The following is a 24,018-nucleotide window of genomic DNA, read 5'->3' as shown; positions in this document are numbered from 1 at the left end:
TCCGGCGCGAGTCGAAACCGCGTCGCGCGAATCAGTTGAACCGTCATCCCTTCGAGCGAGAGGATGAAGGATGCAGCATCCAACTCGCGTAGTCGCGGGCGATTTCGCGCAAAGTTCGAAGATCGATGTCGGTCTCGACGCCCAACTCCTCCAGCATGGCGACGACCCTTTCAGTGGCCACGTTGCCAGGCGCGCCCGGCGTAAACGGGCAACCGCCTAAACCGCCCACTGCCGCATCGAACACGGCCACGCCCGCTTTCATCGCAGCCTTGATGTTGTCGAGCGCCATGCCGGTGGTGTCGTGTAGGTGTGCCGCAAACGAAAGGTGTGGCCAGCGTCCGCGCGCTTCGGCAAACAGGGCATAAGTCCGCTCTGGAGTCGCCTTCCCGGTGGTATCGTTGAAAGAGATCTCGTCGGCTCCAGCGAGGATCAACTCGGCGGCGATATCGAGCGTGCGCGCGGCGGGCACTTCGCCCTCGTATGGACAAACCCACGCGACGCCGATCGAGCCGCGCACTCGCAAACCGTCTTTCTTGGCTTGTGCGATCACTCTGCGGGCAAGCTCCAAAGCCTCGCGCAAGCTCATGTTTGCGTTGCTGCGGCTGATCGCCTCCGTGGCAGCGACCACGTAGCAAAGCCAATCAACTCGCGCCGCCAGCGCCCGCTGATAGCCGCGTTCGTTGACCACCAAGGCCATGTATTCCGTTCCGCCGCCGCGCGGCACACGCGCCATCAACTGCTCGGCATCGCTCATCTGCGGCACCCAACGCGGACTGACGAAGGCTGTCGCTTCGATGCGCCGGACGCCAGCGTTGATCAGACGTCGGACGAGCGCGAGCTTCTCCTCGGTGGGAACAAACTCGCGCACCGACTGCAAGCCATCGCGCAAAGCGACCTCGACGATTTGGACGCGGCGGACGCGGTTCAAAGTTTTTCCCCTTTTCACACGCAAACCGACGAGAAGACCAAAAGGACAAGTTTCTCGGGATCTCGCCGCGGCGCGCGAAAGCCGACCCTGTGGTCTTCAGATCACACCGGCCTCTTGCAACTGCTGCAGCTCCTCTTCGCTCATGCCGAGCAATCCGCGGTAGATCTCATGGTTGTGCGCGCCGAGCGGCGGCCCCGGCCAGTCCGTGCCCCCAGGCGTCGCCGTCAGTTTCGGCACGACGCTCGGTATCTTAACTTTGTCGCCATCGCCGAGGTCTACCTCTTCGAACATGCCGCGCGCAATGTAATGCTCGTCGCGCACGATGTCGGCGATCGAGTAGATCGGCCCGCACGGCACTTCCGCGTCGGTCAGACGCCGAAAGACCACCTCGTAAGGATGCCGACTGGTCCACTCTTCGATGGCTCGATCGATCATCTCCTCATGCGTGACGCGGCCATCGTTATGGGCCAGCCGCGGATCTTCGGCAAGGTCTGGCCGTTCGATGGCATGCATCAAACGCTTGAAGATCGAATCGCCATTGCCGCCGATGACGATGTACTTGCCGTCGGCGCAACGGTAGGTCGAAGTCGGCACGATCCCTTCAAGCTTCGGTCCGGTCCGCTCGCGTACGAAGCCCAGTTTGTCATATTCAGCGAGCATCGATTCCATCATGTTGAAGACCGCCTCGTAGATGGCGACATCGACCACCTGTCCTTGACCGGTCGCATGCACGTCGCGGTGATAGATGGCGACGAGCGCGCCCAACGCGGCATGCAATCCGGCCAATGTATCGCCAAGCGAGACGCCGGTGCGCACCGGCGGACGATCCGGATACCCGGTCGTGTAGCGTATTCCGCCCATCGCTTCGGCGACGTTGGCGTATCCCGGACGGCTCGCGTACGGTCCAGTCTGTCCCCATCCGGAGACGCGCACCATGATGAGCCGAGGGTTCAGTTCGCGCAACTCTTCGTAAGACATTCCCCAACGCTCGAGCGTCCCCGGCTTGAAATTCTCGAGCAGCAGATCGACTTTGGCTGCCAAACGGCGTGCGACCTGTTGCCCTTCGGGGCGCGTCAGATCCAGCGTGATGGACTTTTTGTTTCGACCGAGCGAAAGCCACCACAAAGAGGTTCCGCGGTAGATCTTGCGCCACCTGCGGATCGGATCCCCCGTGCGCGGGCGTTCGATCTTGATCACTTCGGCGCCGAAACCGGCAAGCATCGCCGCGGCAAAAGGCCCGGCGAGAAGCTGCCCCATCTCCAAGACCCTGAGCCCTGCGAGCGGGCGTCGTTGCACGCGCTGTTCACTCATCTCTTCACCTTGATCGGTCGCCGGAGTCACCAAATCGTGCGAGGTAGTTCAACGCCTCGTCGAGCGAGACGACGTCGCCATACTTGGCATCGATGTCCAACAGATTCGCTTCGTGCGGTGCTGGCGCGCGGTCACCCACCGCTTCGCGCACGACGATGGGGCGAAACCCGTGCTGGCAAGCGTCCACCGCCGAGGCGCGCACACAACCAGAGGTAGTGCACCCGGCGATCAGCAACGTGTCAACGCCCGTCGCCGTCAACGTCGCAGCGAGCGCTGTGCCGAAGAATGCGCTCGCATACTTTTTGCACCATACGCACTCGTTTGGCAACGGTTGCAGTCGCCCGTCGATCTCCACCGCCGGGTCGCCTGCGCGCAACAGCGCGAGGCTCGGCACCTTGCGGATGAAAAGCCCGGCGTCGGCATAACCTTCGACGTAGGCGGTGGTCGTAAAGTGAACGCCGATCATCGCTGCGCGCGCTTTGTCGAGCAGGTCGCGCGTCGCGGCGACCACGCCTTCGAGGTCGCAGCCAAGCGGCGAGCGCGGATCGGTGAAAGCGCGAATCAAATCGATGATGAGAAGCGCAGGACGCACGCCGAAACCGACGCGACCGCGAAAACCGCGCTCGACATACAAACGCTCAAGGTCCATTTCCTGTTGGTCCACGCCCGCCCCGATCTACCGCGAATCGAGATACGTCACGAACGCATGGATCTATTCCCGGTCGGTCCACGTTCGCGCCCCTTTGCGCACGCGATAACGCGCCGTCGTCGAATGAACCACCACTGCGGCGCGCCCCTCAAGCATGCGCTGGTTCGCCGCTCTGCGTCGGCGCTTGCGCGCGGCGCCACTCGCGCACGATGCCGATCGGTTCCGGTTCCGGCCCGAAGGTGAAGATCTGCACTTCGCCTCGCTCCCGTTTCTTCTGCGCGCGTTCCTTCTCGGTCCGTTCTCGATCGACGACGAGTTTACCATCTTCCTCGACGATCACGACGCCGTAATCGCGCTCAGCCTTTTCGCGCGACACGAGTCCGTTGCGCACATCTTTAAGCACCCATTCCACGGGCCGGTCCAACGGATCGCGCCATCCGCCACCACCCGCCGTTCGGTAGATGAGCATGTCGCCTTTGCGCACCGGGACTTGAGAGATCTTCGACGGCAATGGCTCCCCCAGCAGCTTCGACGATGACTGGCCCGGCAAACCGCCCAGAATGCCCCACGGTTGGGACCGTTCGCGATCGTCGTGAACAGCGATCTCGCCGTCCACTTCGAAGCGGTAGACTTTGTGCACGCCGTTGCCGCCGCGATGGTAGCCAGCGCCGCCCGAATCCGGAAGGCTTCCGTATTCGAGCACGGTGATCGGATAGTAACTTTCCAAGTACTCGGTCGGGATGTTTTCGAAGAGCGGCCACCAAGAATGCGCGTCCATGCCGTCGCCGAGCGGGCGCCCCGGAATGCCGCCGTAGGTGATCTCCATCAAGTGGAAGAACTCGCCTTTTTCGTCGTAACCGTTGTAAAGCAGATAGGGCGACGTTCCGTAGCCGGCAGCGGTTGACAGCTCCGGCGCTTGACGTCCCAGCGCGCCGCCGAGGACGTCGAACAGACGCGCAAGCGCGTGCGTGCGGCAACCGAGCGCAGCGGGAAAACGCGGCTGTAGCAAGCTCCCTTCTGGGATCTTGACTTTGAGCAACGGGTAGAAACCATCGTTGAAGAGTATCTGAGGATCGAAGACCATGATCAGATAGACGCCGATGAACATCTTGAACATCTCTTCGTTCAGGAGGAAGTTGACCGGACCGGGCGCCTGTGGGTCAGTGCCGGTCCAATCGAAATGGCCGACGTTGCCCTCGCGCCAGATGGTCAACTTCATCTTGAACGGGCCGTTGCCGCGTCCATCGTCGTCCACGTAATCGTCGAACGACACCGGCTCGGTCGGCAAGTTCTTCTCGATGAGCGCGCCCATCGCGCGATAGGTGCGGTCGAGCAACGCTTCGCAGGCGGCGAGATAGGTCTGCTTGCCGAAACGGTCGCACAGCTCGCGCACACGCTTATCGGCCGTGCGACAGGCGGCGACGATCGCCATCAGATCGAAGTAGTTCATCACGGGCACGCGCGTGTTGGTCAGGATCAGATCGAGCACATCCGCGTTCAGCTCGCCGCGATCGAAGAGCTTAACCGGCGGAATGCGCATCCCCTCGCCGAAGATGGTGGTCGCATCAGTCGGCAAGCTGCCTGAAACGGGACCGCCGACATCGACCGTGTGACCGAATTGCGATCCCCATCCGACCAGCTCGCCATCGTAGAAGATCGGCAGCAAAACCATCCAATCGTTGATGTGCGAGATGGCCCCGCGGCAAGAGTAGGGGTCCGATACCAGAAAGACATCGCCCTCGGCGATGCCGCGCTTCCACTGCTGGATGAAACCGGCGATGTAAGAGCCGAATTGACCGACGACCATGCGCCCTTGTGGATCGCAGATCATCGGAAAGCCGTCGTGCTGCTCGCGTATCACCGGCGACATCGCCGAGCGAAAGAGGACGGCATCCATCTCGTGGCGCGTGTTGCGTAGCGCGTTCTCGATGATGTCGAGCGTTATCTTATCGAGTTCAGCCATGACGCTTTTCACCGTCCTTTGCCATCTGGATAGATCAGTATGTTGAGGTACTCATCGACCTGCCCGTAGTGTTCGGGCAGGATGATCGTGGTCGCATCCCGCTGCGTGATGACGGCTGGTCCACGCAAAATGTGGCCAGGGCGCAATCGGTCGCGGTCGTAGATGGGTGTCTCCATCGCCTTGCCGCTGAAATAGGCGCGATGCGTCTCCACCATCGCCTCCTCGACGCGCGTTCCGTCCGATGCCACACGCTGCAGCTCGACCTTGCGGACCAAACCGATGCCGACCACGCGCAAGTTGACGATCTCGATCAAGGAGTCGATGTTGAAACCGTAGTTCCTTTCGTGAATCCCCTTGAAGTCGGCGATGAATTTCTCCATGCCCTCTTCGGACTCGAATTGATCGGGGTGCACGCGCACCGGAAACTCATACCCTTGACGGTGATAACGCACGTCTATTTGGTAGTCCAGCGCTTGCCGTTCAGCCGGAATGCCCTCGCTCTCCAACCACTCGCGCGCCCGTTCGTCCAAAGCAGCGAAGATCCGCGCGAACTCGCCCGCGTCGATTGAAGCGAGCGTGCGGATCACCGTCTGCGAAAACTCGCTGCGAATGTCCGAATGGAGAAAACCGAGCGCCGAGAGCACGCCCGGCGTCGGCGGGATGATCGCTGGCCACGCGCCCGACAGCTGCGCCAAGGCGTTGGCGTGAAGCGGTCCGGCACCGCCGAAAGCGACCAACGCGAAATCGCGCGGGTCGTAACCGCGCTGCACCGAGACGAGCCGTAACGCGCCGAACATATTCTCGTTGACGATGTCGATGATCCCTTGTGCCGCTTCTTCGACCGAAAGCCCAAGCGCGTCGCCGATCCTAGCAACGGCGCGGCGCGCCGCCTCAACATCGAGCTGCATCTCGCCGCCGAGCAAGCGGGGCGGCAGGTGGCCCAGTACGACGTTGGCATCGGTCACGGTCGGCTCCATCCCGCCCGCACCGTAAGCTGCCGGTCCGGGTTCGGCGCCCGCCGATTGTGGACCGACGCGCAAAGCTCCGGTGATCGGCACGTGCGCGATGGAACCGCCGCCAGCGCCGACGCTTCGGACATCCACGGCAGCCGCTTTGACCGGGTAGTAGCCGATGCGCGTTTCGCGCACAATGCGCGGTTCGCCGCCCGTCGAGATCGCCACATCCGTCGAAGTCCCGCCCATGTCGAAAGAGAGCACGTTCTTATAACCGGTGAGTTCACCGATGTAACTGGCGGCGACCACACCGCCCGAAGGGCCGGAAAGCAGCGTGTTGACGGGTTTCGCGCGCGCGCCGTCGAGCGACATCACGCCGCCATCGGAGCGAACGATGTTGACGGTCGGCGCAAGATGCGCGCGCTGCAGCTTGCTCTCGATGCCGGTCAAATAACGGCCCATCACCGGTCGCACGTACGAATTCATCACAGTGGTCAGCGTCCGTTCGTATTCGCGAAACTCCGGCAAGATGTCGGTTGAAATAGTGACCGGCAGGTCCGGGCAGAGTTCTTGCGCGATATCGCGTATGCGCCGCTCGTGGGCCGGATTGGCGAAAGAGTTGATGAGCGAAACGGTCAACGCTTGGATCCCTTCGTCGCGCAATTGGCGGACGAAGCGACGGACTTCCTCCTCATCGAGCGGCACCAACTCTTCGCCGCGCGCGTTCATGCGCGCCGACACGCCCCGCGTCAGATGAAGCGGCGCCAGCGGATCGGGCTTTTGCATGATGATCCAACCGGCGAGAGGTCCCGGCGTCTGCGAGCGTGCGACGTGAAGTATCTGCTCAAAGCCGCGCGTCGTAATCAACCCGACGAGCGCCCCCTTCTCTTCAAGCACAGCGTTGGTCGCCACCGTGGTTCCATGAAGCACCAGATCGATCTCCACCGGATCTATGCCGGCGAGCGCAGCGACCTTCTGAATGCCATTGAGCACGCCGATCGACTGGTCCGCTGGCGTTGAAGGCACTTTGGCGAGCACCATGCGCCCTGTCTCTTCATCGAAAAGAAGCAGATCCGTGAAAGTCCCGCCAACATCAATGCCGAGCCTGTAACCCATCTCCTCCTCCAAACTCGTTGCGTTTTATTCCGGGGCGAAAGCTCGATTGTCGAGCCTCCCACTGGCAGTCCATCCTCTCCTCCAAACTCGTCCCGGTCACCGGCGCTTACTTGCTAGGCGCGGCAAACATTTGATCCGGCAACGGCTGGTTGTAACGAACCTCTTCCCACCACACGTCGAAGAGCTTGTGCCCCGCGAAGATAAGCCGCACGTGACGCGCTTCTTTGATCCGATCGCGAGCGTCGTACGGCCAGTAGATCCGTTCGTGATGCCCGAGCGGCGTATCGAACTCGACCTTGTGAATCAACCAGCTCGCGCGGTCAATGGCAAATTGCGTCGTGCGTCCTTCGACGTCGGTGATCGCTACTCGATACACAGGGCGCCCCGCGACTTCACCGTCAGGCAACCGTTCGAGGCGAAAGCCGGGTGTCTCGGCGAAACGAATGACGCCAAAACCGAAATGGCGATCGAGTTGCAAGTACTCGGCGATGGGACGTGCCTGCGCGCTCAGTTGCGACCAAGCACGCGCGCCATCGAATCCCTCGCGGAAGAAGAGCTGCCCGCCGCTCCACGCCTCCACCAGCACCTTGCCGTTGGGCGCACGCGCGCGCCGACTCTCTTGCGGGATGACGCGCGCAATGCGCAAACGTTCGATCTCGATGGCCGGGCCGCCATCGCGCGGGTAATAAGTGGCGTGTCCGCAGAGTTCGAGCGTCTGCGGGCGACGAAACGCCTCTCCACCGTGCGCCAGAATCGCACGCCGAATGATCTCCACCGCCGACAGCGCGCCCTGCTGCGCGGCAGCAGTCACGCCAAGCAGCGCGACCGCCGCGCAGAGGGCCGCAGGGCATCTTCGGCATCGCCATTTAGACATACTTTTATAACAATTAGGCGTTGCACAATATACTTTTCCTTTCCCGCAGTGTCAAGTCTTTTCGTAAAAAAGGTACTAGACTTATGTCGAATTTTCGTGTATGCTCTCGAACGCTCAACGGATCATGCGAGCCATCACAGTCATGACACACACGAACTCCCCCCAGCCGTCTCTTTTCGGCGGGCTTCGCGGCGCAGGCGACCTCGTGCGGCGCAACGCGCGCTTGTTCGGCAGTGCTGAAGCTTTGGTCTTCGGCGACGTTCGCCTGACTTGGCGCGAGGTCAACGCGCGCATCAACCGCTTCGCTCACGAACTGCGCCGACTCGGCATCGGCCGCGGTGACCGCGTCGCTCTTTACGGGCGCAACTCGCATCAATGGGTCGAAGCGCTCTTCGCAGTAGCCAAACTCGGGGGCGTTGCTGTCACGGTCAATCATCGTCTCGCGCCGCCTGAGGTCGAACAGATCGTCGCCGATTCGGGCGCGCGTGCGCTCGTTTGCGGCGCACAAGAGAGCGATGCCGCGCGAGGCGTCGCCTCCAGGGCGCGCGACGTGCGTGCGATCATCGTCATCGGTGCGGGAGCCAAAGATTTAGAGAATTACGAGGCGATGGTCGCACGCGGCGACGAGAGCGAGCCAGTATTGGAGCGTCCGATCGCCGCCGATGATCCGTTGCTGCTGCTTTACACGAGCGGGACCACAGGCTTTCCCAAGGGAGCGATCTACACGCACGCGAGCACACTGATCGGCATGTTCGTTCATGTCCACGCCATCGGCAGTCGGCGCACGCACCGCGTGATGCTTCCTTCGCCGCTCCACTCCGCGGCAGGCATTGCGGGCATCTTCTGCGCCGTTTACGTCGGCTCGTTCATTGCGCTCATCAATTTCGATGTCGCCACAGCGCTTCGAACGATTGAATGCGAACAGATCACGTTCACTAACCTCGTGCCGACCACGATTCAACTCCTGCTCGAAGATCCGGCGAGCGAGCGAACGGATCTCGCTTCCCTGCAAACGCTGCTTTACGGAGGGGCGCCGATGCCCGAACCGCTTGTGCGACGAGCGATGCAGAGGTTGCCGCACTGTGGTTTCCGGCAAACCTTCGCCACTACTGAGACGGGCTGCGCGGGCACGGTGCTCGAACCGATGGAACATCGGTTGGCGCTGAGCGCACCGCGCTATGTCAAGCTCCTTCGTTCATGCGGGCGCGCGCAGGTCAACGTCGAAGTGGCCATCGTCGGTGAGGGTTGGCGCGAGCTTCCGCCGGGCGAGATCGGCGAGATCGCCGTCCGAACCGAAGCCAACATGGTTGGCTACTGGAACAATCCGGGCGCGACTGCCGCCGTCCTTCGCGATGGGTGGGTGCGCACGGGCGACATGGCTTACATGGACGAGGACGGATACTTCTATCTCGTCGATCGGAAAAACGACATGATCGTGACGGGCGCGCTCAACGTTTATCCGTCGGAAGTCGAACGCGTGCTGCACAAACACCCAGCGGTGGCCGATTGCGCCGTCTTCGGCTTACCCGACAGAAAATGGGGCGAGGCCGTGGCGGCGGCCATCGTTCGGCGCCCCAACGTCGAAGCGAGTGCCGAAGAGTTGATCGCTTTTTGCGAAGGGAAGATCGCCGGCTTCAAAAAGCCGAGGAGGATCTGCTTCGTCGAGCAGATTCCGCGCACGCCGACTGGCAAGATCTTGCGTCGCGCGCTGCGCGAGCGTTTCGCGCAAGGGCCGGACGAAACTGCATAGAAGGGACTCCGCGATGAATCGCGTCATCGACATCGTCGTTAACCTCTGGACCAAAGATGTGACCCAAAACTACACGCCCGCGCTCGACGAATTCTGGCGTTTGGTCAAGGTCGAGGAACAAACGCACGCGGGCATCCCGCTCGAAGAGCAGATCCGGCGCATGGATGCAGCAGGCATCGAGAAGGGGCTGCTCATCGCCACTACGGGCGGCGAGGTCGGCTCCTCGATCTTCTTCGAAAAGCCGGCGGAGCTGATCGCCGAAGTAGTCACGCGACATCCGCAGCGCTTCAAAGGCGTGATCGGCATCAACCCATCGCGCATCATGACGTGGCTCGGCAAGCTGGAGCGCGCCGTACGCGAATTCGGCTTCGTCGGCGCCCATCTTTACCCGCACTGGTTCAAGCGTCGCCCGGACGACCGCAGCTACTACCCGTTCTATGCCAAATGCGCTGAACTCGGCGTCCCCGTTCAGATCCAAGTGGGCCACTCGGCGCAGCGGTTCCTGCCGACGGTGGCCCACCCGATGGCGCTCGACCGCATCGCCATAGATTTCCCCGAACTGAAGATCATCGGCATACATATCGGTTACCCGTGGACCGAAGCTATGATCTCCGTCGCTTGGAAGCATCCGAACGTCTTCATCGGATCAGACGCCCACGCGCCGCGTTACTGGGATACGTCGTTCGTCCGCTTCATCAACGGGCGCGGGCAGGACAAGGTCTTGTTCGGAACCGATTGGCCGATCGTCGATTTCGAGCGCGCCATGCGCGAGATCGAAGCGCTCGAACTTCGCGAGACGGCCAAGAGGAAGTTCTTGTTTGAAAACGCTGTGCGCGTCTACGAGCTGGAGGATTGGGTTTGATGGATTTCGGCGACGCGCACGAGAAAGGAGAACGCGCGAAATGAGCAGCAAAGATCGTGACCGAATCGCACAGTGGAAGGAAGAAGAACGTCGCGCGCAAGCCGAGCGCTACAAGCGAATCGTCGCGGACATGGAAGCGCTCGCGCCGGAACGGGATCGTTGGGTCGAAGAGTTCTTCGAACGCATTCAAACGCGCGGCTGGTCCTTTCATGCGGGAATGCGTCGGCGCATCCCGCGCGATCAGATACCCAAGCGCCCGGACCGACCGTGGCGCGTCGTTTGGTGACGGAAGGTCATCACACTCCGTCCGATCGCGTCGCCGCTTCGCGCACGGAATTGTCGTTTGTTGACGGAGCGGCATCTCAATCCCATTTTGACCGCAGAAAGGAGCGCGATTCATGGCACGACCGCATATTGAACCGTTGGATGAATCATGGGTTCCGTGGCGCAAGTTGGACCTGCCCGGCTTCCCTCCTGGCATAGAGTACCGCACGCTCTCGTTCGACGATGAAACGGGCGCCATCTCCGCGGTCGCGAAGTTCGCGGCCGGGTACTCACAACCGCCAGGCTTTAGCCGGTCCAGCATGGAGATCGTCGTCATGGACGGTCACTTGAAAGTGGGCGACCGACGCTGCGGTTTCGGCTTCTATCTTTATGTTCCCGCAGGCGTCAGCCTGCCGCCCATCGAAGCTCCAGAAGGCGCGCGCGTGCTGCTCTTTTACAATGACAGCGAGCCTTCGTTCGTCGAATCGGACGCGCACGCCGACGCAGTCGCACCCGATGCGCAACCGACCATCGTCGATAGCCTTTCCGATCTCGTCTGGAGCGAAACGCACCTTTTCCCGGCGACGGAGAAAGGCTGTCTAGTGAAGATCGTCCGTTGGGACGAGGAGACTCATGCGCTTTCGTTCTTCTACACGATGGTGCCCGGTTTTTGGCAGGACAACGTCTCGTACCACGATTGCATGGAAGAGGCCTATCACATCTACGGCACGTCGTGGATCATGCAGTTCGGTTATCTCGGCACGGGCGGATACTTCTACCGACCGCCCTACATCGGGCATGGCCCATTCGCCTGTGAGCACGGTTGCATCGCCTTCGGTCGCACCGACGGCGAACTCTACAATCATTTCAACTGGAATCCGTTTGCCACGCCCGAAGAGAATCATCAGCGGGCGCTCGAAAGGATGAAGAAACGGCGCCCAAACATGTTCGCGTGGGAGTATAAGCGCCGCGGCGAGATGTGGATGCCGTGAGCGCTGACATGAGAGAACGCTTTGCCCGCGCGCTTGGTAGAAGGTTGAAACACTCGTGTGGAGTGGAAACACGGCGAGCTTGCAACGCAGCAATCAGAACCGCGTGCCTAGGGCGAGTGAGGCCATTCAATCGATGATTGCGCCGTGGCCAAACCGTTTGACAGACGAACATCGCTTGCGCCAAAGGGGACAAAGGCGCATCCGAGAGGCAACGCTTCTTGAGCTAAGTGATATACTTATAAGCGCTTTTGAAGCGATTCCACTTTACCGAACAAAGGGGAGAGATGGCGAAACTGAAGACAGCGTTCGTCAGCACGCGCATTCCGCTCTACTACCAACTGGAGAACCTGCTTCGCGAGAAGATCATCAGCGGAGCTTTTGCGCCGGGCGATCGTCTGCCCACCGAAAGCGAATTGATCCAACAGTACAAAGTCAGTCGCATCACGGTGCGTCAGGCTTTGGCGGCGCTCGCAGAAGAGGGGCTAATCGAACGCCGGCAGGGTAAGGGGACGTTTGTCGCCGAGCGGCGAACTCGCCGCCGGACGTTCGAGGGGACGATTCATCTGACGGGTTCGCTCGATGAACTCATCGAGATGGGCTTGGACACGGAAGTGAAGCTGCTTGAGATGAACCGCGTCGAGGCCGATCAGCACGAAGCCGAGCTGTTGCAGATCGAGCCGGGCGAACCGGTCTATCGTCTCAAACGGCTTCGCTACCGCGAAGGCAAACCGGCTAGCTTGATCGTCGGCTACCTGCCGGCGGAGATCGGCGCGCGTTTTACGCGCGAAGAGCTATCGAGCGGCGCGCTCTTGCAGAAGCTCGAGACCAAATTCGGCCTGCGTCTGCGCGATGCCAAGCAGCAGATCACGGCGGAGCTGGCCGACCCTTATGTGGCGAACTTGCTGGAGACGCGCGTCGGAGCGCCGCTGCTCTCTATCGAGCGCACGGTTTACACCGACGAAGGCCGGCCCATCGAGTACGTTCACACGCTCTATCGGAGCGATCTTTTCAGTTATTCGGTCTATCTGACGCGCGATCCGGAAGTGCTGGCAAGGAAACAGCGAAGGAACTTGACGCGAATTCGTTGAGCGTCGGACCTGCCGCCCTGTCAGTCGGAGCGCGCACCGCCGAGGCAACCGATGCAGCGCACAAGGGCGCTGCACGAGAGGAGAGCGAAATGCGCTACGATCTGCTCATCAAGGGCGGCACTGTTGTCTTTCCCCACCAAGGGACTTTCCGCTGCGACATCGGGGTGCGCCACGGACGCATCGCCGCCATCGCCGATGAAATCCCATCTTCCGCTGCCGATCGAACGCTCGATGCGCGCGGGCGGTATATCTTCCCCGCTGCCGTTGACTCCCATTTTCACGTCGGCATCTACCGGCCCCATTCGGCGGATGCCGAAAGCGAATCGCGCTCAGCGCTGGTCGGCGGCTGTAGCACCATCATCAGTTACTTCCGCACCGGACACCACTATTTGAACAAGACTGGTCCTTACCGGACCATCTTCCCCGAATTGCTGGAGCTTTCGCGCGGCCATTTCTACACTGACTACGCCTACCACATCGCCATCATGACCGCCGAACAACTCGACGAGGTCGCATGGCTGGTGGAAGAGGCTGGCGTGCTCTCCTTCAAATTCTACATGTTCTACAAGGGATTGAATCTTGCCGCCGATTCGACGCACGGCAGCGAGTACACGATGGCGGAGAACTACGATCTCGGCCACCTCTACGAGTTGATGACGCGCGTCTCCGCGATGGCGGCCAAGCATCGCCAGCGCGCGCGCGTGTCGCTCTCGCTCCATTGTGAAAATCCCGAATTGATCCGCGTCTTCATCGAGCGCGTGCGCCGCGAAGGGTTGACCGGACTGCGCGCCTACAGCGAAGCGCGTCCGCCGCTGACCGAACGTTTGTCGATCTACGAAGCGGCCATTCTCGCCGATGCCACCGGTTGTCCGATCAATCTGCTCCACCTTTCGAGCCGCGAAGCGCTGCAAGCCGGAATCGAGGTGCAACGTCAATATCCGTCGCACGACATCAAGCTTGAGACGACGCTCCACCACTTGACGCTCACCTACGATACAGCCGATGGCGTGCGCGGCAAAGTTAATCCGCCGCTGCGGTCGGCATCCGATCTGGCTTTTCTGTGGGAGGGGATCAAACGCGGTCTGGTCGATACGGTGGTCAGCGACCACGCCTGCTGCGGCGAAGAGCACAAACGGCCTGAAGACATCTGGGGGAGCCTGCCCGGTTTTGCCGGCTCATCGCTTCTCTACCCAGTGCTCGTCAGCGAGGGGTGCCACAAACGAGGGTTGTCGCCAACGCGCGTTGCCGAACTGGCGAGCGCTAATCCGGCGCGCATCTTCGGCCTTCATCCGCGCAAAGGATGCATCGCGGTCGGGGCTGACGCCGATTTCGCCATCATCGACATGGAAGCCGAATACCCCGTGACGGTGGAGCGTTGCTTGTCGGCCCAAGACCACACGCCTTTTGATGGTTATCTGTTGCAAGGATGGCCAACGCATACCATCGTGCGTGGGCAAGTGGTCTTCGTCGAAGGGCAAGTGAATGACCAACCGCAAGGTGAATTCATCCGGCGCCCTGCTTCGTTGCAAGAAGCGAGGTTGGCTGTCGAGCGGGCCGACGCCGCGACTAAAGATAAAGATTAAGGGTTGAAGACGCGCAGATGTCGCTTCGCGCAGTGCGCGCGCCGCCATCGCGTGCTAATCCGACCCGACAGCTTGCGCGATGCCCGAAATTTCGAGGCTTGGAGCAGAAAATGATCTCCGGTGAGCGCAGTTTCTTTCGTGGCTGGACCATCGTTGCTGTCTCCACGTTGGCGATGATGATCAGCAATGGCCTTTCCATCGGCGGCATCCCCGTCTTTTACCGACCATTGCTCGATGATCTGATAAGCAAAGGCGCCGTGACGGCGCAGTTGGCGCCGCGCGTGATCGGTCTAGCCGCATCGCTGACCTTTCTCGCCGCTGGTCTCTTTTCACCCGTAGCTGGCATATTGGTCGCACGCTTCAAACTGCGACCGCTCATGTGCGTCGGCTGCTTCGTGCTCGGCACAGCGCTTCTGCTCTACTCGCAAGCGACCGTGCCCGCACAAGTCTATGCGGCACACGTTATGTTCGGCCTCTCGCTCGGCTTCGTTGGGCTGTTGATCAACACGGTGCTCATCTCGAACTGGTTTCGTCGCCGCCGCGGAACGGCGATGGGCATCGTGATCACGGGAACGAGTTTCGGCGGCGTGCTCATCCCAGCGATCGCGACGCCGTTGATCGCGCTCTACGGTTGGCGCACGGCTGTGCTCATCGTCAGCTTGCTCGTCTGGATGGTGCTGCTGCCGGCGATCTTGCTCTTCGTGCGCGACCACCCACAAGAGCTGGGACTTTTGCCCGATGGCGACGCGCACGCGTCCGAAGAAGCGATGCGCACCGAACAGCTTGCCGGCATGACGCTCAATCAAGCGTTGCGCACGCCCATCTTCTGGGTCTTTGGCGCATGCGCGGCGCTGCTCTTCTACCCGATCTTCACCACTAGCCAACAGTTCATCTTGTACCTGCAAACGCCGCGCATCGGACTTTCGCGCGAAATGGCGAGCGTGGCGCAAGCGACGCTTTTTATCACGAGCGTCGGAGGCAAATTCTTCTTCGGTTGGTTGAGCGACCGCATGACGCCGACGCGCGTCATGCTCGTCTGCTGCAGCTTGATGTTCGGCGCAACGCTGTTGCTGCTTCGCCCGACGCCGCAAACGGCTTTTCTCTTCCTCATCCCGTTTGGACTCGGCTACGGCGGAACTTTCGTGCTCATTCAACTGCTGGCAGTGGAAACGTTCGGGCTACGCGACATCGGACGCATCTTGGGAACGATCATCGTCATTGAAACTATTGGCGGCGCCACCGGAACCTATCTTACCGGCAGGCTGGCGAGCGCTGCCGGCGGTGATTACACCCCGGCCTTTTACGGCGTGATCATCGCCGCGGGCGGTGCTTTGTTAATGGCTTATGCGCTCTACAGGCTACGCGCCGCGATGATCAAAGCGCCACTGGCAGTAGCGCGTTGACGCGCGAGGAGCGATGCGATGCGCCATTGGTTCGTTACCATTCACCGGACGCCGAAGCGTTCCGCCGTCAGCGACGATTTCGCGCGCCAAATCCTTGCCGCGCACACGGCTTACTTCAAGCGACTCGGGCGCCGAGGTCGGTGCTTGGTCGCCGGACCTTTCGCTGAACAGAACGTGGATGAACTGGGCGCTGGATTCTACGTTTTGGCCTGCGCCGCGGAAGAAGAAGCGCGTTGGCTGGCAGAACACGATCCGCTCGTCGAACAGGGACTTTACGACTACCGCTTGCGCGAGTGGATCAAAGTCGTTCCGGAATGAAGCGCGATCGGGGGATCCCAGAGAACAGCCTCGACGCGGTTCGGAGGAGAAAAGATGCGCAGATTTTGGAGAACAGCTTTGATCTTGCTGGCAGCGACACAGATGACGACACAAATGCGAGCCGAAGGATTCGACCGAGACCTTTTCAAGAAGTTCATCGAGATGCGCGCCGGGACGGGCGAGCCAGTCTATTGGTACTGCGTCGGCGAAGTCTATTCCTATCCCGATGGACGACTCATCGCGCACATGGAGGGCATAGACACGGCGCGCGCTCTACATGACCCGAACGATCCGCTGAAAGTGGTCCAACTCAACCGTAAGATCTTCATCTACCGCGACCCCCACACAAACGAGATCTTGCGCAAAGCCGGCGATCAAACCGTGCGCCCGATAGCCTATCCATACCAGATGATCACCTACGAACTGCGCAATGGGCGACTGGTGACCTTCGTCGAACAGGGCGCGGGCCAGCGGCGCCAACGTATCGGGCCGGGAACGGCGACGCAAGCGCGCCGCATCGGCGACCGACTGGTCTTCAGTTCGCCGCTCTTTCTCAGTTTAGATGGACCGACACGTTACGAAGCTTACGAGAACTACGATTTCTGGTATGAACCGAACGGCGCGCACCACCTCAGTTGGAATCGTTTCGGGAAGCTCCCGCTCTTTTTCGGCGGCGGACTCGGGGTTTTTCAGTTGGTTTGTCACCGAACGATGCGCTACGCCGACCTTCCGGCCACCATTCGCGAATACCTCGAACGCGAGGCTCCGCTGTGGCGCGAACCGCCCAAAGATTTGGCTGAAATCCGGCGTTTACAAAGCGAAGGCGAAAGGTAAAAGACCGTAAGACCTTCGCGTCGCCTCCGCGCGAGCGCACGTTTGATCGAAAAAGGCCTCCCTCTTCGGATGGGAGATCGCAGCATCGGCGGAAGGAAGATTTCGCGTCAAGGCGCAGCCTCGTATCGAGGATCGAACAAGCGAGCGAAGAGACATGCGACGAATTCATCACCTGATCGACGGGCGCGAAGTTCCATCGCGCTCTGGCGACTATTTTGCGAGCGAGAACCCAGCGACCGGCGAGCAGATCGCCGAGGTCGCTGCCGGCGACGCCGCAGACATCGAAGCGGCGGTGGAAGCTGCGGCACGCGCTTTTCACGGGCCTTGGTCGAAGATGACGCCAGCCGAACGCGGACGCCGCTTATATCGCGTCGCCGAGCTGATCGAAACGCGCGCCGCGGAGCTGGCGGCTGCCGAAACGCTCGACTCCGGTAAGCCGCTGGCGGCCAATCGTCACATCGACGTTCCCTTCTGCGTCGATTTTTGGCGCTTCTACGCCGGCGCAGCCGACAAACTTCGCTCGCCCGTGGTCGCCAACGAACCGGGCGTGCACCGCTACGCCGTGCGCGAACCTTTAGGAGTCATCGGCGCCATCGCACCGTGGAATTTCCCTTTGGTGATGGCCTCGCTCAAACTCGCACCCGCGCTCGCAGCCGGCAACACGGTGGTCATCAAGATGGCCGAGCAGACGCCGCTAACCACTTCGTTGCTTGGGCAGCTATGCATGGAAGCGGGTCTCCCCGAAGGCGTGGTTAACGTCGTGCACGGTTTCGGCGAAACCGCTGGCGCAGCGCTCGTGCGCCATCCGAAAGTGGCCAAGATCTGTTTCACCGGCTCGACCGAGGTCGGACGGTTGATCGGTCAAGAATGCGCCCGCCAAGTGAAACCTTTCCTCCTTGAACTCGGCGGCAAAGCGGCCAACATCATCTTCGCCGACGCCGACCTTGACCAAGCGGTCAACGGCGCGCTCCAAGCTGGTCTGGCCAACAACGGACAGTTCTGCCTTGCCGCAAGCCGCGTGCTCGTCGAAGAGAGCGTAGTCGATCGCGTGACGGAACTTCTGGTCAATCGAGCGCGCTCGATTCGCCTGGGCGACCCGAACGACCCGACGACGCATTGCGGCCCGCTGATCAGCCGCGCGCATCTTGAACGAGTCTCTTCCTACGTCGCTTCGGGCTGCGCCGAAGGCGCCGAACTGCTGACCGGCGGCGCTCCGCCGCGCGATCTACCGGAGAGGCTGCGTGGCGGTTTTTACTTCGCGCCGACCGTCTTCGGTCGCGTCCACTCAAAGATGCGCATCGCACGCGAGGAGATCTTCGGCCCAGTCATCGGCATCTCTTCCTTTCGCACGGAGGAAGAAGCCATCGCGCTCGCCAATGGCGTGGAATACGGATTGTCAGCCTATTTCTGGACCAAAGATGCCGACCGCGTGTACAGAGTCGCGCGCGCGCTCGATGCTGGATTGGTCTTCGTCAACATGCCACAGTACATGGTGCCGCAGATGCCCGCGGGTTTGCGCAAGTCGAGCGGCTGGGGGCAGAACTTCGGACTCGAAGCGTTGGAGAACTACACCAAACTCAAAGGCGTTTACGTCAACTACAGCGGGAAGATCTTCCCGTGGCTGACGTGACGCGCAACACAGGCTTCAAACAAGAAAGGAGAAAGGATGAGATGACCAAAGCGAGAAAAAGCGCTGAATCATTCCCCGTATTCGAGAAACATCATGGCGTTTGGGAGGGGACCTACACACGCATGGACGCGCGCACGGGACAGATACTGGACCGCCATCACAGCCGCCTGACGTGCATCAAGCGGGGCGAGGAGTGGTTCCAACGCAATGAGTACATCTGGGATGACGGGCGCACGGAGACCAAAGAGTTCCCGGGCGTGTTCGCCGACGGCGCCCTCCGGTTCGACAACGAACGCTTGCGCGGCGAGGCGTACGAAGTCGACGGTCAAACGATCGTGCTGCGCTGGATTTACAAAGACCGTCCGCATGAAAGCTACAGCGAGATCATCACGCTCGTTGACGACCACCATCGCGCGCGCGTCTGGCAGCATTTCGAGCATGGGCGGTTCACGAAGCTAACCGTGATAGACGAACGCAAAACGGGCGATCAGCCGAGCTAATGGCGGACGGTGAGCGCAAGCTGAGCGACCGGTCGCGCTCGGCAAAAGCGCGATCGTGCTCACCAGCAAGCGTTGCCGAACGTAAGAACGAGCGATCAGCCGATTTGGAAGGACGGAATCGCGCCGATGCTCGCGGCCCGACAAGCGAGCGTCGGCTATGCAGATGGATTCGTCGTCTGAAAACGACGTCCCTTCCCATCGGGCGGGGAGCAGATCCCGCTCTGCGAACCGGCGATCTATCGAGGCGGTCGTTGAATTGCGCTTTATTCCGCTGCAGCCGCGCGCTACGTCGGTGAAACTTCACACCGCCGCCAAGGGGCTGTCGATTTGTGCTATCGAGACCGCATCCAGATCGCGCGACTGCTAGATCATGCCCTGCTCTTCCAGTCGCGCGATCACTTCTTGCTGCGTGCGCCAGAAGTGTTCCCGCCCCTTGGCGCCGTCGAGCAGCGTATTCGGCGGATAGAAGCGCGCGCGCGTGTAGCTTTCCGCGTAGAGGTCGAATCGCTGCCGCGAGAGCAGATTCATCAAGCCAGGCCGACGGCGGGCGCGGCGCAGCGCGTCGAGGTCGATTTCGGCGAAGGCGGCCATGCTCTCGCCCTGCGCCGTCTCGGCGAGGATAAGGCCACGGTAATCGATGATCTTTGAACCACCGTCGGTGGAAGCGGCAGGCAATCCAGCTTCAATGACGCCAGCGCTGTTGGCCGAAATGACGTAAGCCATGTTCTCGACGGCGCGCGCGATCTTGGCCGCCTCTTTGGGCGCGCGCGGGCCACCGTAAACTTCCGAAGTCATATGGAGGAAGATCTCAGCACCGCGCATCGCCAAACAGCGCGCCACTTCCGGATAGAGTATCTCTTCGGAAGCGAGCGCAGCTAGATTCCCGATCTCTGTACGCGCCACCGGAAAGATCCCTTCCCAACCGTAGATCTCAAGATAGCGGTCGAGCACATCGTGTGGCGTCGGCGCGAACATCGAATTCAAACGACGATAACGGAGGATGACTTCGCCTGAAGGAGCGATGACGAAACAAGTTTGGAAATACAGACCTGGAAAGTGTCGGTCCAGTTCATATGCATTGCCAGCCAAGAATATCCCGCACTCGCTGGCGATGCGTCCAAGCGCGGCGTATTCCGGGCCATCCGCTTCGATGCAAGCTTTATCGCTCCACTCAGCGAAACCTTCGCGCACGGGGAATCCAGTGAGAAAATATTCGGGCAGCACCACCAGACGACAATCTCTGCCGATGAAGGCGATGCTCGCCGCGATCTGCTGAGCGAGGCGGCTGATCGTTTCGCGCATGATCGCGCGCGCTTCAACGCGATCGCGCGCGCCGTTGACCGCATGACAGGTCGTCTGCAGCGCCAAAGCACGATAGGCGGTCATCTCGTCTCATCTCCCTTGGGTTGCAGCCAGTCACCGATGCCGTAAGGATCCGACGCCGGTGCGGAAAAGTGTTCGTGCGCGATGCGCCAGCCATCGGCATCGTCGCGTCGCAAAACGAACGTGCCGCGAAAACGAACGACCCTTACTTCGCCGCGCACGCGCGCCCGAATCTCCACGATGCCCCCTACCCAAGCCATGTCAGCCGCCTCTTGCCCGAACGGCCCTTCCACCCAATCGCAGCTCATCAACTCCAAATCGGCCTCGACAAAAGCGCGCCAGCCTTGGCTAATGCGCGCAAAACCTTTGGTGGACCAGCGCGGTCCTTCGACGAAGACATAAGTCGTCTCCGCCGGAACGTAGCACCGAAGGATGTCATCGAGCCGCTTCTCGATCACGGCGCGAAAGAGCTTGCTGGCGACCTCCGTGGGAATCATCCGTCCGTCCTTCCGACCGCGCCGCGGCAACGTTGAAGAGCCGACGAGTTGCGACGGCAGCGACCGTCTCTGCCGATTTTTCTCAATTCCGCGCCGGGCTTCAACTGCGCGCGCTCAGCGCTGGCGACCCGAAACGTCCGAAAAGAACCGACCCTCGCGGCAAGTTCAGAAAGAAAGGGCGACCTTTCGCGCCAATTGGCGCGCCTAACTTTGCGCCGATCCTCGCAAAACGCCTGAAAAGAGAGCGCCCCCCACCGATGGCCGACAGATGCCGCCCCGGCGAGCGTCGCGCAACGCGATGACAGCGGCGATCAGCGTCCCAAAAGGTTCGCGAACTCCATCGTGAAACCGAAGACGAAAGACCGCCCAGGAGCCGGAGCGTTTTGAAAATGCTCGAAGTAGAGCAGGTCCGTCAAATTGTCCACGCCGGTCGTAAACGTCATCCGATACCGCTCGCGGCGCAGGTTGTATCCGCCGCGCACGCTTTGAACCGTGAAGTCGTTCAAACTGGCGAACGTCCCGTAATTGATCAGCGTCGGTCCTTGGAAGCCGGTCGGGTTGGCGCGCGTTACGCGCGCTTGATGGCGCAACGAGTACTCGATGAACCAACGCCCTTTGCGTTCGTTGAAGATGGCGCCGAAGATGCCGCGGAAGGGCGTGATGTTGCCGAGCGGAACATCATCGGGTGAGCCTTCCAATCGCACCGGAGTGTCGCTGCGATTGTATAGTCGTCTGATGATGTCAAGCTGCGTCGCCGTCGGCGACTTGTTCGTCCCATGCATCCAACCCATTGAACCGTAAGGCGTCAAGCTGCCCACCTCTCCAAGCGGCAACGCGACTTCATACGTTCCCTCGAAACCGTAGATCAAGTTCTTCGCTTGATTGATTCGGCCGTTGAACGAGACGGCATGCAATCCCCTGTTGAAAGGAGCGCCGAGCAAACCGTTCGCCGGATCCGCCGGAACGAGCAAGAAACCAGCGCCGAGCGGCGTCGGCGATCCCGGCGGCAAGGCGAAGATGATCAAATTGTCGAGGTCGTTGCGAAAATAGCCGAACGACCCGTTGAAGCGGTTGCGTTGAACTTTGACGCCGACATCGAAATTGCGCGCCGTCTCCGGCTCCAGATTCGGATTGCCGACGACGATGGCGCTCAAGATGTTCGGCAGCGGGATGAAATTACGTATGATGTACCTTTCGGTGACCGAAGGTTCGCGATAGGCGGTGGCAAAGCGGAAATAGGGGTTGATTCCCTGCGGAAACCTGAAAACGATGCCGACGTTGCCCGTAAACGAGGTCTTGCTAGTTCGCACGGGCGAGCGCCCACCGGCCAAATCGAGCAGGCGGCTAAGACTGTCGACTTGCGGAGCAAGCGGTCCCGGATTAGCGCTCAACACCGGAATGGATGCCCGCAAGATGACGAACTCCGCGCCGAGCGGAAAACCGCGCGTCACCTTTGCTTCGGTCTTCCAGTTGTCCAAGCGAAACCCGCCCGAAAGGCGCAACAAACGTATGCGGTCATATTCGAACTGGGCGAAAAACGCCGTGTCCGTGTAATCCGTGTCGGGCGAGCTGGCGCCGCGCGTCAACGTGTTGAAGTTCGGCTCCCGCGTAACGATGTTGCGAAAACCGTAGCGCGTAAACTCATCGCGCGATTGGTCGCGCAAGCGTTGAAAACCGGTGGTTACAAGCGTGCCGACGAAAGGGACCAACGTCGCTTGGACGTCTACGTTCAGCGTGGTAATCGAATTCTTGTTGTCGGTGAAGCTCCCCAAAATGAAGTTCGAGGGGCGCCCCGTGAACGAAAAGGTGTTGGTCGCCGGATCGACCACGAAACTGCTGCCGGATTGAATCGTGTAATCGAATTGATCTTGCGGGAAGACAAGCTTCTGACGGTAGAAGTTGATCGCCAAGCGAGCCACGCGCGGTCCGATGTCCAATCCTTCGTAACGCGCGCCGAACTTGTCGAAATGGCGAAAGCTTTGAAAGCGTTCCTGCACTTCAAACGGCGGCCCGGAGAAAGCATCGCCGAGCGCGGAGTGCTGGCTGTTCAGATACCTCAAGCGCAGATTGTGTCGGTTATTCGCCGATGGGTAGAACCAGAAATCGAGTTGATCGTTGAACCCGTGCGCCTGCCCGTTCAAGACCTCTCCATTGGCAGGCAGCGAGAAGACCGGGTACTGACTGGCGTTGTTGCCGGGAAACTGAACGTAAAACCTGCCGATGTTGAGCACGTCATCGAGCGTAATGGCCTTGCCGCCCGTGCGGTAGTTCGCGTTGCGAAAAAGCGATAGGCTCATGCGCAACGCCGCTTGCGGATTGCTCAGGTTCACCGCCACGTTCCCGCGCCGAGTGCGTCCGTTCGAGTGGTAATCGCCGTCCAAACGCAAGCCGAGCACCAACCCCTTGTCAGGTCGGTCCGGCCCTTTGGTCACCAGATTGATCGTTCCGGCGAGCGCGTCCGAACCGTACAGACTCGAACCAGCCCCCGCCACCACTTCGGCTGAAGCGAGCTGCGAGACGTCGATGATGCCGGGCGAAAGACCTGTTTGCAGATCCGTGCGCGCGTTGTTCAAGCGCTCGCCATCGATCACGATGAGCACGCGCGAAGAATCCAGCCCGCGTAAACGCGGACGCTCGCGCGCCGGGTTGGTTTCGCGCACGATCAAATTGGGCGTGCGCTCAATGGCTTGAAAGGTCGAGACTGGGCGACGTTGTTCGAGATCGGCTTCCGTGGTGACGCTCACCGTCTGCGGCGTCTCGACGGCGATGCGCGCGCTTCCTTTGCCCGCGGTCACCGTCACCACATCCTGCAAAGCGCCGGGCGCAAGCGCGAAGTTCTGAACAACAGGGGTCGAATCGGTGACGACGACGCTCGCTGCCGCCACAGCAAACCCTTCTTGGCTGACCGAAATGCGGTAAGAACCGGGCGCCAAATCACCCAACGCGTATCCACCCGAACCGTCAGTCGCCGTCGAAACCTCGCGACCGCTGGCGAGATTGAGGGCGCGCACCGTCGCGCCAACGACCACGGCCCCAGTCTGGTCCGTGACGGTGCCGGAAATGCGCGCGCCGGATTGTTGCGCGCGCAAAGCGCCGGGCAGACTGCAAAACAGCAAGAGAGTGAGACACGAAACCGTTAGGTTGCGAATCGAGGCGATCACTGGCAGCATAGGCGAACTC

At 60.9% G+C, this 24,018-nt stretch carries 20 protein-coding genes; 11 read left to right on the top strand and 9 right to left on the bottom strand.

The window, feature by feature from the left end; translation table 11 throughout:
- Positions 1-43: 43 nt before the first annotated feature.
- The 6 genes from C4334_RS01025 to C4334_RS01000 all read right to left on the bottom strand — a co-directional run bounded on the left by C4334_RS01025 (position 44) and on the right by C4334_RS01000 (position 7,794).
- Positions 44-928 (bottom strand): hydroxymethylglutaryl-CoA lyase, encoded by an 885-nt coding sequence (locus C4334_RS01025; RefSeq protein ID WP_352430209.1) that lies wholly within the window; start codon positions 926-928, stop codon positions 44-46.
- Positions 929-1,024: 96 nt separating this feature from the next.
- Positions 1,025-2,239 carry a CaiB/BaiF CoA transferase family protein gene (locus C4334_RS01020; protein WP_352430208.1) on the bottom strand — a complete coding sequence of 405 codons (1,215 nt, stop codon included), beginning with the start codon at positions 2,237-2,239 and terminating at the stop codon, positions 1,025-1,027.
- A gap of 4 nt (positions 2,240-2,243) precedes the next feature.
- Positions 2,244-2,888, bottom strand: coding sequence for an isochorismatase family protein (locus tag C4334_RS01015; RefSeq protein WP_352430288.1), 645 nt, complete (start codon positions 2,886-2,888; stop codon positions 2,244-2,246).
- A gap of 148 nt (positions 2,889-3,036) precedes the next feature.
- Positions 3,037-4,851 carry a hydantoinase B/oxoprolinase family protein gene (locus C4334_RS01010; RefSeq protein WP_352430207.1) on the bottom strand — a complete coding sequence of 605 codons (1,815 nt, stop codon included), beginning with the start codon at positions 4,849-4,851 and terminating at the stop codon, positions 3,037-3,039.
- A gap of 8 nt (positions 4,852-4,859) precedes the next feature.
- Positions 4,860-6,920, bottom strand: a complete 2,061-nt coding sequence (locus tag C4334_RS01005; protein ID WP_352430206.1) for a hydantoinase/oxoprolinase family protein — start codon at positions 6,918-6,920, stop codon at positions 4,860-4,862.
- Positions 6,921-7,026: 106 nt separating this feature from the next.
- Positions 7,027-7,794: a LolA-like protein gene (locus C4334_RS01000; protein ID WP_352430205.1), complete on the bottom strand. Its 768-nt coding sequence runs from the start codon at positions 7,792-7,794 to the stop codon at positions 7,027-7,029.
- A gap of 142 nt (positions 7,795-7,936) precedes the next feature.
- On the opposite strand from C4334_RS01000, the gene C4334_RS00995 reads away from it, so the two are divergent.
- The 11 genes from C4334_RS00995 to C4334_RS00945 all read left to right on the top strand — a co-directional run bounded on the left by C4334_RS00995 (position 7,937) and on the right by C4334_RS00945 (position 19,018).
- On the top strand, positions 7,937-9,544 hold the full coding sequence (locus C4334_RS00995; protein WP_352430204.1) for a long-chain-fatty-acid--CoA ligase: 1,608 nt from the start codon (positions 7,937-7,939) through the stop codon (positions 9,542-9,544).
- Positions 9,545-9,557: 13 nt separating this feature from the next.
- Positions 9,558-10,406: an amidohydrolase family protein gene (locus tag C4334_RS00990; protein WP_352430203.1), complete on the top strand. Its 849-nt coding sequence runs from the start codon at positions 9,558-9,560 to the stop codon at positions 10,404-10,406.
- A 40-nt stretch (positions 10,407-10,446) separates the two neighbouring features.
- Entirely contained in the window at positions 10,447-10,692 is a 246-nt protein-coding gene (locus tag C4334_RS00985; RefSeq protein ID WP_352430202.1) for a hypothetical protein, read from the top strand.
- Positions 10,693-10,804: 112 nt separating this feature from the next.
- Positions 10,805-11,662 carry a DUF4437 domain-containing protein gene (locus C4334_RS00980; RefSeq protein ID WP_352430201.1) on the top strand — a complete coding sequence of 286 codons (858 nt, stop codon included), beginning with the start codon at positions 10,805-10,807 and terminating at the stop codon, positions 11,660-11,662.
- A 284-nt stretch (positions 11,663-11,946) separates the two neighbouring features.
- The gene (locus tag C4334_RS00975; protein ID WP_352430200.1) at positions 11,947-12,750 is read left to right on the top strand and encodes a GntR family transcriptional regulator; all 804 of its coding nucleotides are present in this window, start codon (positions 11,947-11,949) and stop codon (positions 12,748-12,750) included.
- A gap of 89 nt (positions 12,751-12,839) precedes the next feature.
- Positions 12,840-14,333, top strand: a complete 1,494-nt coding sequence (locus C4334_RS00970) for a dihydroorotase (RefSeq protein WP_352430199.1) — start codon at positions 12,840-12,842, stop codon at positions 14,331-14,333.
- Between the two features lie 110 nt (positions 14,334-14,443).
- Entirely contained in the window at positions 14,444-15,736 is a 1,293-nt protein-coding gene (locus C4334_RS00965) for an MFS transporter (RefSeq protein WP_352430198.1), read from the top strand.
- An 18-nt stretch (positions 15,737-15,754) separates the two neighbouring features.
- Positions 15,755-16,054 (top strand): YciI family protein, encoded by a 300-nt coding sequence (locus C4334_RS00960; RefSeq protein ID WP_352430197.1) that lies wholly within the window; start codon positions 15,755-15,757, stop codon positions 16,052-16,054.
- 54 nt (positions 16,055-16,108) lie between these two features.
- Entirely contained in the window at positions 16,109-16,888 is a 780-nt protein-coding gene (locus tag C4334_RS00955) for a hypothetical protein (protein WP_352430196.1), read from the top strand.
- A 154-nt stretch (positions 16,889-17,042) separates the two neighbouring features.
- Positions 17,043-18,518, top strand: coding sequence for an aldehyde dehydrogenase family protein (locus tag C4334_RS00950; protein WP_352430195.1), 1,476 nt, complete (start codon positions 17,043-17,045; stop codon positions 18,516-18,518).
- Positions 18,519-18,559: 41 nt separating this feature from the next.
- A complete protein-coding gene (locus C4334_RS00945; protein WP_352430194.1) occupies positions 18,560-19,018 on the top strand; it encodes a DUF3598 family protein in 459 nt (152 codons plus the stop codon).
- Between the two features lie 363 nt (positions 19,019-19,381).
- On the opposite strand, the gene C4334_RS00940 is transcribed toward C4334_RS00945, so the two are convergent.
- The 3 genes from C4334_RS00940 to C4334_RS00930 all read right to left on the bottom strand — a co-directional run bounded on the left by C4334_RS00940 (position 19,382) and on the right by C4334_RS00930 (position 24,008).
- The gene (locus C4334_RS00940) at positions 19,382-20,404 is read right to left on the bottom strand and encodes a nitrilase-related carbon-nitrogen hydrolase (protein ID WP_352430193.1); all 1,023 of its coding nucleotides are present in this window, start codon (positions 20,402-20,404) and stop codon (positions 19,382-19,384) included.
- Positions 20,401-20,838 (bottom strand): YybH family protein, encoded by a 438-nt coding sequence (locus C4334_RS00935; protein ID WP_352430192.1) that lies wholly within the window; start codon positions 20,836-20,838, stop codon positions 20,401-20,403. The genes C4334_RS00940 and C4334_RS00935 overlap by 4 nt, the downstream gene beginning before the upstream one ends.
- A 311-nt stretch (positions 20,839-21,149) precedes the next feature.
- The gene (locus tag C4334_RS00930; protein WP_352430191.1) at positions 21,150-24,008 is read right to left on the bottom strand and encodes a TonB-dependent receptor; all 2,859 of its coding nucleotides are present in this window, start codon (positions 24,006-24,008) and stop codon (positions 21,150-21,152) included.
- Positions 24,009-24,018: the final 10 nt, after the last annotated feature.

Source organism: Pyrinomonas sp. (assembly GCF_040289685.1).
In the GTDB taxonomy this organism is placed as follows: domain Bacteria; phylum Acidobacteriota; class Blastocatellia; order Pyrinomonadales; family Pyrinomonadaceae; genus Pyrinomonas.
The sequence above is the reverse complement of the archived record's forward strand: the minus strand, read 5'-3'. Positions and strand labels throughout refer to the sequence as shown.

Coding starts and splice junctions, on each gene's coding strand:
- C4334_RS01020 (WP_352430208.1), bottom strand. CDS start 2,239: ATGAGTGAACAGCGCGTGCAACGACGCCCGCTCGCAGGGCTCAGGGTC.
- C4334_RS01015 (WP_352430288.1), bottom strand. CDS start 2,888: ATGGACCTTGAGCGTTTGTATGTCGAGCGCGGTTTTCGCGGTCGCGTC.
- C4334_RS01010 (WP_352430207.1), bottom strand. CDS start 4,851: ATGGCTGAACTCGATAAGATAACGCTCGACATCATCGAGAACGCGCTA.
- C4334_RS01005 (WP_352430206.1), bottom strand. CDS start 6,920: ATGGGTTACAGGCTCGGCATTGATGTTGGCGGGACTTTCACGGATCTG.
- C4334_RS01000 (WP_352430205.1), bottom strand. CDS start 7,794: ATGTCTAAATGGCGATGCCGAAGATGCCCTGCGGCCCTCTGCGCGGCG.
- C4334_RS00995 (WP_352430204.1), top strand. CDS start 7,937: ATGACACACACGAACTCCCCCCAGCCGTCTCTTTTCGGCGGGCTTCGC.
- C4334_RS00990 (WP_352430203.1), top strand. CDS start 9,558: ATGAATCGCGTCATCGACATCGTCGTTAACCTCTGGACCAAAGATGTG.
- C4334_RS00985 (WP_352430202.1), top strand. CDS start 10,447: ATGAGCAGCAAAGATCGTGACCGAATCGCACAGTGGAAGGAAGAAGAA.
- C4334_RS00980 (WP_352430201.1), top strand. CDS start 10,805: ATGGCACGACCGCATATTGAACCGTTGGATGAATCATGGGTTCCGTGG.
- C4334_RS00975 (WP_352430200.1), top strand. CDS start 11,947: ATGGCGAAACTGAAGACAGCGTTCGTCAGCACGCGCATTCCGCTCTAC.
- C4334_RS00970 (WP_352430199.1), top strand. CDS start 12,840: ATGCGCTACGATCTGCTCATCAAGGGCGGCACTGTTGTCTTTCCCCAC.
- C4334_RS00965 (WP_352430198.1), top strand. CDS start 14,444: ATGATCTCCGGTGAGCGCAGTTTCTTTCGTGGCTGGACCATCGTTGCT.
- C4334_RS00960 (WP_352430197.1), top strand. CDS start 15,755: ATGCGCCATTGGTTCGTTACCATTCACCGGACGCCGAAGCGTTCCGCC.
- C4334_RS00955 (WP_352430196.1), top strand. CDS start 16,109: ATGCGCAGATTTTGGAGAACAGCTTTGATCTTGCTGGCAGCGACACAG.
- C4334_RS00950 (WP_352430195.1), top strand. CDS start 17,043: ATGCGACGAATTCATCACCTGATCGACGGGCGCGAAGTTCCATCGCGC.
- C4334_RS00945 (WP_352430194.1), top strand. CDS start 18,560: ATGACCAAAGCGAGAAAAAGCGCTGAATCATTCCCCGTATTCGAGAAA.
- C4334_RS00940 (WP_352430193.1), bottom strand. CDS start 20,404: ATGACCGCCTATCGTGCTTTGGCGCTGCAGACGACCTGTCATGCGGTC.
- C4334_RS00935 (WP_352430192.1), bottom strand. CDS start 20,838: ATGATTCCCACGGAGGTCGCCAGCAAGCTCTTTCGCGCCGTGATCGAG.
- C4334_RS00930 (WP_352430191.1), bottom strand. CDS start 24,008: ATGCTGCCAGTGATCGCCTCGATTCGCAACCTAACGGTTTCGTGTCTC.